This is a genomic window from Ascidiaceihabitans donghaensis (assembly GCF_900302465.1).
GTDB lineage: Bacteria > Pseudomonadota > Alphaproteobacteria > Rhodobacterales > Rhodobacteraceae > Ascidiaceihabitans > Ascidiaceihabitans donghaensis.
This window is the reverse complement of sequence record NZ_OMOR01000003.1, coordinates 1-13,765: the sequence shown is the minus strand read 5'-3', so window position 1 is coordinate 13,765 and position 13,765 is coordinate 1. Positions and strand designations below refer to the sequence as shown.

The 13,765-nt window shown below is 55.2% G+C and carries 15 protein-coding genes; 6 read left to right on the top strand and 9 right to left on the bottom strand.

The features are described from left to right. The first annotated feature begins 3 nt into the window (after positions 1–3). Complete coding sequence (locus tag ASD8599_RS19305) at positions 4–669, top strand: hypothetical protein (protein WP_181364574.1); 666 nt, start codon at positions 4–6, stop codon at positions 667–669. A gap of 33 nt (positions 670–702) precedes the next feature. On the opposite strand, the gene ASD8599_RS19300 is transcribed toward ASD8599_RS19305, so the two are convergent. From ASD8599_RS19300 to ASD8599_RS19285, 4 genes are read right to left on the bottom strand one after another with little or no spacing between them, the layout of a single operon-like run. Further along, positions 703–1,113, bottom strand: a complete 411-nt coding sequence (locus ASD8599_RS19300) for a hypothetical protein (RefSeq protein WP_108830416.1) — start codon at positions 1,111–1,113, stop codon at positions 703–705. A gap of 29 nt (positions 1,114–1,142) precedes the next feature. Further along, positions 1,143–1,865, bottom strand: a complete 723-nt coding sequence (locus tag ASD8599_RS19295) for a hypothetical protein (protein ID WP_108830415.1) — start codon at positions 1,863–1,865, stop codon at positions 1,143–1,145. An 11-nt stretch (positions 1,866–1,876) separates the two neighbouring features. Further along, on the bottom strand, positions 1,877–2,638 hold the full coding sequence (locus ASD8599_RS19290) for a hypothetical protein (protein ID WP_108830414.1): 762 nt from the start codon (positions 2,636–2,638) through the stop codon (positions 1,877–1,879). Continuing rightward, entirely contained in the window at positions 2,638–3,336 is a 699-nt protein-coding gene (locus ASD8599_RS19285) for a DUF4123 domain-containing protein (RefSeq protein ID WP_146188244.1), read from the bottom strand. The genes ASD8599_RS19290 and ASD8599_RS19285 overlap by 1 nt, the downstream gene beginning before the upstream one ends. Before the next feature lie 203 nt (positions 3,337–3,539). Here ASD8599_RS19285 and ASD8599_RS19280 point away from each other — a divergent pair, with 203 nt between their 5' ends. From ASD8599_RS19280 to ASD8599_RS19270, 3 genes are read left to right on the top strand one after another with little or no spacing between them, the layout of a single operon-like run. Then, entirely contained in the window at positions 3,540–4,424 is an 885-nt protein-coding gene (locus tag ASD8599_RS19280; protein WP_108830412.1) for an MBL fold metallo-hydrolase, read from the top strand. A 48-nt stretch (positions 4,425–4,472) separates the two neighbouring features. After that, positions 4,473–6,146, top strand: a complete 1,674-nt coding sequence (locus ASD8599_RS19275) for a bifunctional protein tyrosine phosphatase family protein/NAD(P)/FAD-dependent oxidoreductase (RefSeq protein WP_108830411.1) — start codon at positions 4,473–4,475, stop codon at positions 6,144–6,146. A 2-nt stretch (positions 6,147–6,148) separates the two neighbouring features. Beyond that, complete coding sequence (locus ASD8599_RS19270; RefSeq protein ID WP_108830410.1) at positions 6,149–7,909, top strand: SulP family inorganic anion transporter; 1,761 nt, start codon at positions 6,149–6,151, stop codon at positions 7,907–7,909. A 3-nt stretch (positions 7,910–7,912) separates the two neighbouring features. Here the strand turns inward: ASD8599_RS19270 and ASD8599_RS19265 are convergent, their stop codons facing one another. Both ASD8599_RS19265 and ASD8599_RS19260 read right to left on the bottom strand, forming a co-directional pair. Further along, positions 7,913–8,758 carry a universal stress protein gene (locus ASD8599_RS19265; protein WP_108830409.1) on the bottom strand — a complete coding sequence of 282 codons (846 nt, stop codon included), beginning with the start codon at positions 8,756–8,758 and terminating at the stop codon, positions 7,913–7,915. Positions 8,759–8,881: 123 nt separating this feature from the next. Beyond that, positions 8,882–9,535, bottom strand: coding sequence for a DUF2238 domain-containing protein (locus tag ASD8599_RS19260; RefSeq protein WP_245926166.1), 654 nt, complete (start codon positions 9,533–9,535; stop codon positions 8,882–8,884). A gap of 56 nt (positions 9,536–9,591) precedes the next feature. On the opposite strand from ASD8599_RS19260, the gene ASD8599_RS19255 reads away from it, so the two are divergent. Further along, positions 9,592–10,296, top strand: a complete 705-nt coding sequence (locus ASD8599_RS19255; RefSeq protein WP_108830408.1) for an endonuclease/exonuclease/phosphatase family protein — start codon at positions 9,592–9,594, stop codon at positions 10,294–10,296. Here ASD8599_RS19255 and ASD8599_RS19250 read toward each other — a convergent pair. Continuing rightward, a complete protein-coding gene (locus ASD8599_RS19250) occupies positions 10,286–11,125 on the bottom strand; it encodes a universal stress protein (RefSeq protein ID WP_108830407.1) in 840 nt (279 codons plus the stop codon). The genes ASD8599_RS19255 and ASD8599_RS19250 overlap by 11 nt on opposite strands. A 118-nt stretch (positions 11,126–11,243) precedes the next feature. After that, positions 11,244–11,918 (bottom strand): helix-turn-helix domain-containing protein, encoded by a 675-nt coding sequence (locus ASD8599_RS19245; protein ID WP_108830406.1) that lies wholly within the window; start codon positions 11,916–11,918, stop codon positions 11,244–11,246. 174 nt (positions 11,919–12,092) lie between these two features. On the opposite strand from ASD8599_RS19245, the gene ASD8599_RS19240 reads away from it, so the two are divergent. Further along, entirely contained in the window at positions 12,093–12,848 is a 756-nt protein-coding gene (locus ASD8599_RS19240; RefSeq protein WP_108830405.1) for a response regulator, read from the top strand. Here the strand turns inward: ASD8599_RS19240 and ASD8599_RS19235 are convergent. Beyond that, positions 12,815–13,765 (bottom strand): ATP-binding protein (locus tag ASD8599_RS19235; protein ID WP_146188243.1); only part of this gene is annotated, 951 nt, incomplete at its 5' end. The genes ASD8599_RS19240 and ASD8599_RS19235 overlap by 34 nt on opposite strands.

Genomic DNA, 13,765 nt, shown 5'->3' with positions numbered 1-13,765 from the left:
GTGCTGGGTGACATAAGCACAGTGGCGGCCCTTTGGTGGGCCGTCATCCTGTCAGGACTGTACCACGGATTGAACCCCGGCATGGGGTGGCCTTTGGCCGTCTCCGCCGCGTTGATGGAACGCAAACGCAGCGCTTTGCCGAAAGCGTTGGGGCTTTTGGCGCTTGGGCATTTTCTGGCGATGCTGGCAATTCTGCTGCCTTTTTCGCTGATGTTCTTTTTGGTAGAATGGCAGGTTGAACTGCGCGTGGGGGCAGGGGCCTTGGTGATTGCCATGGGGGTCTATTTGCTGATCAACCGCCGTCATCCCAAAATTCTGGCACGTATTCATCCCGCCCGACTGGCGCTGTGGTCTTTTATTGCGGCGAACGCACATGGGGCCGGATTGATGCTGGTGCCACTATTCCTTGGCATTTGCGGCATTGACGCCGACGCAGGACACCAGGCGGCCGAAACCTTGATGCAAGCCAACATAATGACAGCCTTTGTGGTGGCGTTGACCCACACTGGTGCCATGACCGTCGCGGGCGGGGTCATTGCCGTTGTCATTTACAAATGGCTTGGGTTGCGGTTTTTGTCCAAGACCTGGTTCAACCTTGATCTTGTGTGGGCCGTCAGCTTGGTTCTGGTGGGCACCTTTGGAATTTGGGCCGCGCTGAACGGGCACTAAAGCGCCAAAAGGTTGGCCCGCGATTGTGCCGTCTTAGCGAAAACGCGTGGTGCGCAACTTGTACACACCCCACACATCGTCGTCTTTGACATAAGCCAAATCAGCCGAAAACATGAATTTGCGCACAGGTTGCAACATCCAGTGAAACAGCCCCGGACCCGAGCAGCGCAACTGCCACGCCCCGTGGCGGATCAATTGGCGATCCGGCAGATATTCGAATTTGCGCGGCGACAAAACATAGCGCTGCAAAGACGGGTCGATCGTGGCTGTGTTCTTTTCATCGGCCAGATAGGTGTCCAAAGCATCCGCAAACTGCTGCGCTTGGCCTTTGGGCACATCGACAAATATCTCGCCACATTTCAGGGCAACTGTTTCAGACACGTGATGCTCCACTTGCACACTCAAAGGATGGATGACCGCAAAGGCGTCGACAGGATAGTCCATATGATTTTGCCTTTTTGGCTGTCATCCGATCACTCACAATAAAATTCGTCTGCGGGAATTTCGCCGCCACCCACGGTGAATTGAGGCCCATACAAGCTGTCGCCTTCTTTCGATGGCAACCACACATATTCACCTTTGTCATAGTCATAAAATTCGGTCATTGGCGGATCAGCTTGAAAGCTTTGGGGCACCATGGACGGGGCGTCTGACGTGCCGCCGGGGTATTCGCGGTCAATAAATTCCTGAATGGCCACCGGATCAGGCACTGTGTTTCCATAAGAATCAACCATGCGGAATTCGGCGGTTCCGGGCAATTCCTTGCGGATAAGCCAGCTTTCCGTGACGGTGTAGGCTTCCAGTTCCTTGGCGTTGGCCAGCATGTCTTCGGGTTGATGTGTGTGCCATGTTTCGTGGTACAAAATGTCAGCGGCTTCAGGGCAGCTTTTCCCAGAGAGGATGGTAATGGTGTTGCCGTCCGCCGATCCCAGTCCTTCGATGGTACGTGTGCCCCACCGTGTTCCGTCAAAATAGGGGTCTTCCCAATAGATGCGATCGTATGTCAACACTTTGAGATTGCTGCGGATATACGACATGACATCAGCATCATCGGGGCAAAAGATACACCTGATGCACACCATATCCCACCGCGCGGGCCACGTGGCGGGGTCGCAACAATTGCCGGATATACACGTGACACGTTCGCCCGCGCCGGCACGCTGGTTGGGGTCTTGTAACGCGGCTTCACGTCCCATTCGCTACCATCCTACTCATTGTCTACCCACAGCTTAACCTGCTTTGTCAGCGGACGCACATCCAAAGGACCATCTGTTCCAGAGGGACCACACTCCGCAATGGCCGCCCCAATCCAGGGTTTGAAAAAATCTGTCTCGAACTGATGGCCAAAGAACATTTCCATGGCGGCCACAAAATACACTGTACGCATGTCATCGGCTTGAAACAATCGCAGGGCTTTTGCCTGATAGGCACCGCTGTCCAGCTTTCCCAGATAGACACGCCCATGCGACTTTTGTTTTTGCGGATAAAGCGCGGACAGGCGCGCCGACACACTTGCGGCATCTGTCAGGTCTTGCAGCCCGTGCACATCGTCCATTTGCGTCACGAATTCCGCCACAGCCGCATTGTAAATCCGGTTGGACGGGCCGCCCAGAACCTGACTGACATAGTTGGCGACCTGCGTGTAGACGCGGCTGAGATCCGCCAGTTCGCGTGACCCCCCTGTTTGACCGTGACGGGGCGCGATGATGCCAAACTGCGGGTCGCTCGAAAAATGCGATCCAAACAGCACCGCCATGTTCAACCAAAAGAAACAACCGCCCCGCGTTTCGTAGCCTGCGTTTTCCGCACTTTGGTAGATGAACCTTGCGCCCTTCAACCGTTGGTCTTTTGTCAGAAACGGCGCGTCATCAGCGATGAAATCATAACTGCCAAGCGCCAGTTCTTCTATGAACCGTTCGCGGCGGTAGTCTTCAAACCCTGCTTCGTGGGCTGGCGTGATGGCAAACATCAAATGGCCTCCAGCCGTGCACTGCGCAACGAAATGGATTGAAACAGCTCTGAAAAGGTGACGGAAAACAGCGCATCATCGGGGTGCAGGAAGAAATGCTCAAGTTCGGCAGGGGTGCATGCCTGAAGGAAATGGATCAGCATGCGCGGATCCCAGAACCGGAAATACGCCACTTTCTTGTCGGGCATCATAACTTTGGTGAACTTGCGAAAATGCGCCCAGACCTCATCTAATGTGGCTGTGGACTGGATCAAAATACCTGTTTCCGTGGACCAGTGTTTGGCAAAGAAATTCTTGTGGAACTGCGGGACAAGGCCCGCATCGTCCCACGCGCCCTCAGGCAAAGTCAGATCAATCAGGTACGGCGCAACGTTTTTCAAATCCTGCGCAGCTTTGCCTTTGAACAAGCAGCGGCAGGGCACATCCACTTCGTCCAGATCAAAGAACCCCGCGGTCTTGGCCCGCAATCCCGCGTCAACCAAAAGGTATGTATGGCGTCGTGGGGATGTGATTTGTTTTTGAAACAGCACATCACCCGCATCCGGATCAACCCAAGGGCGGTCCCATGGCGGTACATTTTCCAATGCGGCAGGTTGTGTGGTCGGGTGCCGTTCGATTTTCAGTTGAAACCGCGGCGCTTGTTGTCCCGATACGTCCGGTTGCGCCGCAATCCCTGTCCACACATCTCCGTCAGACATCGCACCTTTGACCCCGAACACATAACCCGATGCGCGGTGCTTACAGCATTCCGATTTGGGCGAAAAGCCCCAGCCGCGGGGTTCGGCGGCTTATGGCAATATAGTGTGCATCCTAGTCGAGGATCGCGCGGAGTGTGACCATGTCACTGACGGCCAAGTGCCGATGGTGCGAAATCTAACCAAAGCCAAAAATGGAGATCCAAATGGCCAAGGTTCCGACCAACATGCACATTCACCCAAAGATCGAACCCTTCTTTGACGCGCAAACCAACACGATCAGCTACGTGGTGACAGACCCCGCATCATCGTCATGCGCTGTGATCGATTCCGTGATGGACATCAACTATGCTGCCGGACGGATCACCTACGAACACGCAGATCAGATCATCGCCTATATCGAAAAGCACAAGTTGCAGTTGGAATGGCTGATTGAAACACATGTGCATGCAGATCACTTGTCTGCGGCCCCTTACATTCAATCCAAGCTTGGTGGCCAAATCGGGATCGGGGATCAAATCACGGTCGTGCAGGAAACCTTCGGCAAAGTGTTCAACGAAGGCACCGAGTTCCAGCGTGACGGGTCGCAATTCGACAGGTTGTTCAAAGACGGCGACACGTACAACATTGGTGGCATGACCGGCGTTGCGATGCACACACCGGGCCACACACCTGCCTGTATGGTGCATGTGATTGGCGATGCGGCCTTTGCAGGCGATACGCTGTTTATGCCAGATGGTGGGTCGGCGCGGGCAGATTTCCCCGGCGGAGACGCAGGCGCGCTTTACGATTCTATTCAAAAGGTGTTGGCGCTGCCCGACGATATGCGCCTGTTCATGTGCCATGACTATGGGCCCGGTGGCCGCGATATCATGTGGGAAACCACGGTAGCCACGCAAAAGGCCGAAAACATCCATGTCGGCCAAGGCAAAAGCCGGGAAGAGTTCGTCAAATTCCGCGAAACACGGGATGCGACCCTCGATGTGCCAAAGCTGATTTTGCCCTCGCTTCAGGTGAACATGCGCGCAGGCGATGTGCCCAAGTCGGAAGACGGCAAACCTGTGCTTAAGGTGCCCGTCAACGCGATCTGAAAGCACCTTTTGAAACTGGCCTTAAACGCCCCACAAAGAGAAACGCATATGAATCTTCACAAAATCTCGGACCAGTTCCTTGTTGCCGCGCAAATTTCGGAAACCGATCTGGCGGCAATTAAAGAACGGGGTATTAAATCCGTCATCTGCAACCGCCCAGACGGTGAAGGTGCAGATCAACCCACATTTGAGGAACTGGCGAAAACCGCTGAAAAACTCGGGTTGGACATGCGGTATATCCCTGTATCCGGTGGCATGGTTCACGATGCCGATACCCACGATTTTGCGGCAGAACTTAAGGCGTTGCCTAAGCCCGTGCTGGCCTATTGTCGCACCGGAACGCGGTCTGCGACGCTTTGGTCTTTGGCACAGGCCAAAGACATGCCGCTGGCTGATATCCTAAGTGCGACCAAGGCTGCTGGATACGACATGAAAGGCGTTGTGCGGCGCATCGCGAATGGTGGCACGACCCCGGCAGATCAGGCGGACGCGTCTTATGACGTTGTGATTGTCGGGGCGGGGGCGTCGGGTATTGCCGCGGCCTCAAGTCTTAAGGCCCGCAAACCAGAGTTGGAAATCGCCGTGATTGATCCGGCAGATGCGCACTACTACCAACCTGGATGGACCATGGTGGGTGGTGGCGTTTTTGCGGCACAAGACACAGTGCGCACGATGGGGTCTTTGGTGCCGAAGGGCGTGCATTGGCTGAAATCGGCGGTGGCCGCGTTTGAACCTGAAAAGGATGCGGTGATCCTCGATGGGTGCCGCGTGGTCAAATACAAACGGCTGGTTGTGTGTCCGGGTTTGAAACTGGACTGGCACCGTGTTGAAGGGCTTGTGGACACACTGGGCCGCAATGGCGTGACATCGAATTACCGGTACGATTTGGCCCCCTACACGTGGGAACTGGTGTCGGGCATGACGTCCGGGCGGGCGATTTTCACACAGCCGCCCATGCCGATAAAATGCGCAGGGGCGCCCCAAAAGGCAATCTATCTGTCGGCAGATCACTGGACGCGCACCGAAACCATCAACAACATCGAGATCGAATTTCACAACGCGGGCGGTGTGCTTTTTGGCGTGAAGGATTATGTGCCTGCACTGCAAACCTATGTTGATAAATATCGCATTGGGTTGAACTTTTTTAGCAACCTTGTGGCGATTGATGGCCCGGCCAAAAAGGCGTGGTTTGATGTGGCCAAGCCTGACACTCCGGTGGAACGGATCGAGGTCGAATTTGACATGATCCACGTCACCCCGCCGCAATGCGCACCCGACTTCATTTCGGTGTCACCTCTGGCTGATGGGGCGGGGTGGGTTGATGTGGATCAGGCAACCCTGCGCCACAAAACCCATGAAAACATCTGGTCGCTTGGCGATGTGATGAACGCCCCCAACGCCAAGACCGCAGCCGCAGCGCGCAAACAAGCCCCTGTGGTGGCGGACAACATTATCGCTGACATCGACGGTCGTGCGCCGGTGTCGCAATATGATGGCTATGGATCGTGCCCGCTGACGGTGGAACGTGGCAAAATCGTTCTGGCTGAATTCGGCTATGGCGGGACCTTGCAACCCAGTTTTCCAAACTGGCTGATTGACGGGACCAAACCCAGCCGCCTCGCGTGGCTTTTGAAAGAAAAGATACTGCCCCCGGTCTATTGGAAAGCAATGTTGAAAGGGCGCGAATGGATGGCCGCGCCTGAAAAGCTGACGGTGCGGTGAAGATGGCAAACACCTATGCCCTGACGCGTCATTTGCCGATACTCGCGTGGGGGCGGACGTATTCCCGTACCGCCGCGATCAACGATCTGACGGCGGCGGTCATTGTGACAATCATGCTGATCCCGCAGTCGTTGGCCTATGCCATGCTGGCCGGATTGCCACCGGAAGCCGGACTTTACGCGTCGATTGTGCCGATCCTTCTGTATAGCATTTTCGGCACCAGCCGGTCGTTGGCCGTGGGGCCGGTGGCCGTTGTTTCCCTTATGACGGCAGCAACATTGGCAGACGTCACACAGACCATTGATGTCGGATACGCCACTGCGGCCCTTAGCCTTGCTGGTTTGTCGGGCCTGATATTGCTGGCGATGGGGGTTCTACGGATGGGGTTTATTGCCAACTTCCTATCCCATCCGGTCATTTCAGGATTCATCACCGCGTCAGGAATTCTTATTGCGATGAGCCAGATCAAACACGTGCTGGGGATCAAGGCACACGGCCACACGATGCCGGATCTTCTGGAGTCGATCCTAAGCCATGCGTCTGACACAAACCTGTTGACGCTGGCCATCGGAGCGGGCGCCATCGCGTTTCTGTTCTGGGTGCGTAAAGGATTGCGGCCGGCGCTGATCCGCATGGGGCTGCGACCGGGTGCGGCAGATTTTGCGACAAAAGCAGGCCCGGTTCTGGCCGTTGTCGCAACGACGCTGCTGGCGTGGCATTTTGATCTTGCGCAGACAGGCGTCCAGATTGTCGGGGCCGTCCCGCAAAGCTTGCCACCTTTTACGTTGCCGAATGTGTCAACGGACCTTCTGGCTGCTCTCTTTGGGCCAGCGGCGCTGATTTCGATCATCGGGTTTGTCGAATCTATTTCTGTGGCGCAAACACTCGCCACCAAAAAGCGGCAACGCATCGATCCGGATCAAGAGCTGATTGGCTTGGGTGCCGCCAACATCGGCGCATCGCTGACAGGCGGGTTTCCAGTAACAGGTGGGTTTTCACGGTCTGTGGTCAACTTTGATGCAGGCGCGGAAACCCCTGCGGCGGGGGCCCTTACGGCGATCGGGTTGGCCGTGGCCGCGGTTTTTCTGACGCCCCTTATCTATTTTTTGCCCAAAGCGACGCTTGCCGCGACGATCATCGTGGCGGTGTTGTCTTTGGTGGATTTAAAGACGTTGCGGGAAAGCTGGGCATATTCAAAACGGGATTTTGGAGCCGTAGCCATCACCGTCGTGTTGACGCTGGGACTTGGCGTTGAGCTGGGCGTGGTGGCTGGTGTGATGCTATCTTTGCTGATCGTCTTGTTTGACACATCCCGACCGCACATTGCCGAAGTCGGAATGATCAAAGGCACCGAGCATTTCCGCAATATCTTGCGCCACGACGTTGTCACAGATCCCTCCGTTCTGACCCTGCGCATCGACCAAAGCCTATACTTCGCAAACGCACGCTTTCTTGAGGATCACATCTACAACCGCATCATCGATGACACCGACATTAAACACGTCGTTCTGATGTGTTCCGCGGTGAACGAGATAGATCTAAGCGCTTTGGAAACTTTGGAACTGATCAACGTCAGGCTGAAGGAACTGGGCATTGACCTGTCTTTGTCCGAGGTCAAAGGCCCCGTCATGGACCGTCTACAGAGGGGGGGCTTGTTAAAGCATCTGACGGGACGTGTTTACCTGTCACAGTTTGCCGCGTTTTGTGCTTTGCGCGGCCAAGCGGACAAGGTTTCTGATTTGGCACAGCCGGGCAGCGCCTGACCCTTAGTGCGCCAACAAAAGCGGCACGTCAGCCTGTTCAATCATGGTGCGGGTGGTGCCACCCAGAACGGTCTGGATCATACGGGCGTGCCCGTAGGCCCCCATCACAATAAGATCGGCACCCGTTTCTGCGGCGCGTTCCTGAATGGATGCCCCCAATTCGCGGCCACCGCTCGGGTATTGGGAAACGGTCACATTGCACCCGTGATGGCTTAGCCATTTGGCCACATCTACACCGGGATCCTGCCCGTCTTGCACAGGCGTCATGACAGGATCAAAGCACCCAATGACAATTTCGTCTGCCTCTTTCAGATAGGGTAATGCTGCATGCACTGCAGTTGCCGCAGCTTCGCTGCTGTTCCATGCCACAAACACGCGGGCGGCTTTCTGGGCGACTGACCCGTTCAAACGAAGCCCGATCGGAGAGTGGAACAATACCCCTGCTACAGCCTCCCGCATGACATCGGGCGTATCACGCAAACTGGCGTCCAAAAAGGCTTCATCACTGACACGGGCAAGACGGGATACATGATGTTTCACGTCTGTGGCCACACAAAGGGCGGACTGGATGTCGCCCGATGTGTTGCTTTTGGCAAGCAAAGCTTCGATGGCATCCACGCGGGCCTTTTGCACGTTCTGTGCCGCTACGATCGTCTCGTTCCAGTTGTCCGGTATCGTCATCCCGCCGTACGGTGAACCGCCATATGCATATACCGGCAGCGCAGACGCTTGCCCAAGCAACAGGCAAACCAAATGCGATTCATCACGCGCGGCCGCTTCGGCAGCCTGCGAAATCTGCGCGTCTGGCGTGTCTGTGTTTAGAACAAAAAGTATCGTGCGGCGGTGCATGGCAGTTTTCCTTCGGCAGAAGTTTCAAACGGGTAAGCGGTGTCTTTTCAAGACAAGGTGTCACTTTGTGCAGTCAACCAACTGACAAAGATCAATACTACGCGCCACAGTAGACAGGATGCGTTACTTTTTGATGCGTTGTTTGTACTTTCGGTACAGACGCTGGTTCATATCAATAAATTGTCGCAAACCGCGTCCCAGCCATCCAGCAGCATCATGGCGCAGATAAACGTAGCCCGTCAGGCTGCCGATCAGCCCGCCCAAAGCGTCAACAATCAGATCACCCATGGTGTCATCCAGACCCGACTTTTGCATATTCAGCCCGAATGTCACATCCATGGCGAATTCAAAAATCTCCCAGATCGCACCAACTGTCATAGCGACACAAAAGCTGATGAACGCGATGGCCGAAGGTGGGGCCGCAAATCTGTCGCCCTCAAACAACATGAAAACAAACAGAAACCCCGTCAGCCCAAACCCAAGCGCTGAAAGCCCGTGCAATGCGATATCCCACCACCAGAGGCGTTCGTAAAAATCAAAAGCTTCGCCCAGAAAGATCGACCCAAAGAAAAACAGGGTTGTGAACAACAAAAACGGCAATGGCAGTTTCAGCGACAAGCGTGCCGCAAGCAGCGGTGGCAAAAGGGACAAAAACAATGTGGCAAAGCTGACAAAGGCCAAAGGCCAGCGCGACAGCACAAGTGCAATCATAGCGGTGCTTAAAAGCATCGCCCAGATCACGAGCATGATTGCACTGCTGTCTTTGATCAGTTTCACAGGCGGCCTTGGTTGACGGTGTTAAAAACGAACGTGATCGTTCCTATATAGGCACTATGCACGAAACTCGTATACGCATCGCAAGCTATAACATGCGCAAGGCGCGGGGTCTTGACCAGAAACGACGGCCCAGCCGCACATTGGACGTGATCAATGGATTGAATGCGGACATTGTGGTGCTGCAAGAGGCTGACAAACGGTTGGGCCAACGCCCCTCTGCTTTACCGCGTGCAATGATCGCGGCCCAAACGGATTTTGATGTGGTTGCTGTATCGCAAAACAGCGTCAGTATCGGGTGGCATGGCAATGCCATATTGATGCGCAAGGGCATTGAGGTGCAACACGTTGACCTTTTGGAATTGCCGGGATTTGAACCGCGCGGTGCTGTACGTTTAAAAGTCAATGTGGGGGAAGGGCTGACAGTTGTTGCCGCACATCTGGGTTTGCGCCGGCGCGACAGGCAAGCCCAACTTGAAAAGTTGAACAGGGCCACGGCCGCGGATCAGCATTGCGTTATAGCCGGCGATTTCAACGAATGGTCTGCCACGAAAGGCTTTGACCCCTTGGCTGCACGGTTTGAAACACACAGCCCCGGACGATCTTTTCACGCACGCCGCCCCATCGCAGCACTTGACCGGTTTGCGCTGTCTCATGGTGTTTCGCTTCACGACGGTGGCGTAGACCAAAGCCCCTTGGCCCGCGTGGCGTCGGACCATTTGCCAATATGGTCCGACATTGTGGTGCCTGCAGCTATTTGCTGAACAAAACCGGCAGTTTCTGATCCCGTAACAAGGCATAGGTGGTGGCCCCCAAAACAAAGTCGTAGGCACGGGAATGACCAAACGCGCCTGTCACGATCAGGTCCGCCCCCGTTTCAAAGGCAACATTTTGCAGTACATCTGCAATGCTTTCCCCCTTGGGATCTCGGTGGATCAGCGTCGCCTTCAGGCCGTGCCGGGCATACATTTCCACGGTGTCGATGGCATTGGAATCCTGGAACGCTGTCTTAGGCGGGGGACCCACACGCAGCACCGTAAGTGCCGCCCCATCATCAGCAAGGCCCAGCATATCATGGGCTGCGCGGGCCGCTTCGCGTGTATCGCTCCAACCCAGCAAAATGTTTGCGCCGATTTCAGGACCGTCATAATCAAGGGGCACCACGATCACGGGGCGCCCGCTTTCGCGGATCACCTGAGTTTGCGCATGACGCTGATCGTAGCGATCGCTGTTGGGGTCTTCATGGGCCATAATCACCAAATCTGCCGCCCGCGCACTTTCGATCATTCGCGCGCTGGCCGATTGTGCCTCGGCCCTGACCAGACGAAATTCGCTTACGAAATCCTCGATGGCTGTGTGTTTTTCGAAGACTGCCTTGATGGCTTCGGCCTCTTGTTTCTGGCTTTCATTGAAAGATGCAAAGGCTGTGTCGGGAATGTGCATGGCAATACCGGGGTATACCACGAGGGCTTCAATAGTATGCAATCCGATCAAATGCGCGCCATGTTTGCGCGCCAACGGCACTGCTGTTTTCAGCAGCGTATTGGCATGATCAGGCGTGGTGAGGCATACCAGAATTGTCTTGGGGGCCATGGGTTATCTCCTTTGAAGGGGTCTGGACCAAAGCGTCTTGATGCGCTGACCCTAGGTGTGTCCATTCATGCCTATCAGGGCACGGACCGGAGCAATTGATCATGATCAATCAAAGCGTTCAGTCGCGCGCACCTTCTGTCAGGCCAAGCAACGCTTTGGGGCGTTGGATGATTATTGTGTGAATGTTGTCGATCGCAATGATCTGGCTTTTGCGCAATTGGGTGAAGGTGCGGCTGACGGTTTCGGTGGTCAGGCCCAGAAAATCGGCGATGTCAGAACGGCTCATGGGCAGGCTTATCTGGCGAAAAGCCCCATGATCATCGCCAACACGATCTGACAACACACACAGAAACGAAGCCAGTTTTTCTGTCGCCGACTTACGGCCCAGCATCATGAAATGATCCTGCATCGCGCTTATTTCCCGCAAGGCGGCTTGCAGCAACGCGCAATGCAGGGCCGGATCGCCATCTCCGCTTTCCAGATGCGCCCGCCGAAAGGGTTGCAGCCGCACATCCGTCAGTGCCTCGCAATCGGTGTGATGCAAATCCTTTGCCGGAAAGCCCACAATATCGCCCGGATAACCAAAGGCGATGACTTGTCGGCGTCCGTCCGCCAGCAGTCGGGTCAATCGCAAAACACCGTGCGTGACCTGATACAGCCATTCGACCTCATCCCCTTCAAAGTAAAGATAGGTCCCGGGCTTTAGATGTGTTTGCGTTGTTTTGGGCGTGGCGCAGTCCAATGGGGCCACAGACGGTTCCGTTGTGAATTCGCTGGGAAGTGTGACATACATTTTGGCGGACCTCTGTGTTGGTTTAAGGTCACCTTGATCTGGATATGTATTTTGAATTATCGTTCGGGAGACGTTTTTTGTATCTTTTTGTAACGTATCCGCTTTTGCACCACTTCGACACGCAACCGGCGTTGTCCGTAAATCCGCCCAGGCAACCGACCCAACGAGGCCCGTATGAAAGATCAAACGATCCTTGTTGTTGAAGACGATCCCAAGATCAGAACCCTTTTGCGCAATGTGCTTGAAGACGAAGGCGCGCAGGTGGTCGAGGCCGAAACAGGCGCCGACGTCATGCGGGTGATGGCGGAAAACACGCTTGGTTTGGTCACGTTGGATCTTCATCTTGGCGCGGACAACGGCATCGACATCGCACGGCAAATCCGAACCGTGTCGCAAGTGCCCATCATTATGGTGACGGGAAAAGACGACGTGATTGACCGTGTTGTCGGACTGGAAGTCGGGGCAGATGATTACATCACCAAACCTTTTCACGTCCGCGAAGTGATTGCCCGCATCCGAAGCGTGTTGCGCCGGTCCGCAACGCCCGCGCCAGTTTCCGCGGCAGATGCCCCCGTTGGCAGCCCCCGCTTCAAGTTTGATGGTATGACAGCGTTTCCTGATCGGCTTGAGCTGCTGGACCGGGACAACGCGCCATGTGAGCTGACCAGCGGTGATTTCAAACTGCTGAATGTGTTCTTGAACAGCCCCAAACGGGTCCTGTCCCGCGATCAACTGATGGATAAAACCGGCGGCCTGGAATGGAGCCCTCTGGACCGGACTATCGACAATCAAGTCGCACGCCTGCGCAAAAAGATTGAACGCAACCCTGCAAACCCAACACTGATCAAAACGGTGCGCGGGATCGGCTATACCTTTGCAAGCAACGTAGAGATTGTTCAGTCTTCGGCGGTGTCCACCAACATAGCGTGAAGGCGCTTTGCCAAGTCGGACTGGCGGTAGGGTTTGTGCAAAATGTCCAAAGGCCCGTCGTGTTCCATTGAACTTGTAATCACATCGCTGGCATAGCCAGACGCCAGCAAAACTTTTAAATCTGGAAATTCCTTTGTGATTTTCGCCGCCAGATCATAGCCGTTCAGCGTTCCGGGCATCACCAGATCGGAAAACACCAAATCCACCTGCGCACCACTTTTCAGCATCTCATAAGCGCGATCGCCATTTTCGGCTTCAAGTGTCGCAAAGCCCAGATCGTGAATGCGTTCCACAGACAGTTTGCGCACACGCGGATTGTCTTCCACGATCAGGATCGTTTCGCCGTTTCCGCGTGGCAGCGCGTGGTGCTGATGGCCTGCCAGCGGCACATCTTTTGTCAGCATTTCGTGCGGAACAGCGGGAAAATACAGCCCGAAACTCGTGCCCAGACCCAATTCGCTATACAGTGTCACGTGGCCGCCTGATTGGCGCACGAACCCGTACACCATCGCCAGCCCAAGCCCGGTGCCGCCGCCTTCCTCTTTGGTTGTGAAAAAAGGCTCGAATGCGCGGCGTTGTGCCTCAAGACCCATGCCCGCACCATCATCACTGACCGACAGACGCACGTAATCACCCGGCTCAATGTCCGTTTCTTGCGCCATATAGCTGTCGTCGATCACTACATTGGCAATTGAGACCAGCAATTCGCCACCGCTTCCCATTGCGTCACGGGAATTGAGCGCAAGGTTCATCAAAGCAGATTGCAGCTGAACCGGATCAATCATCACCGGAGCCAGTTCGGCCGCAAAATCGGTTCTGATCCGGTACGATGCCCCGATCGTGCGTTTTAGCAAAGTCAGGGTATCTGTGCATAGCACACGCAGATCGCACTGAACCGGTTTCAGATTGCTGCGCCG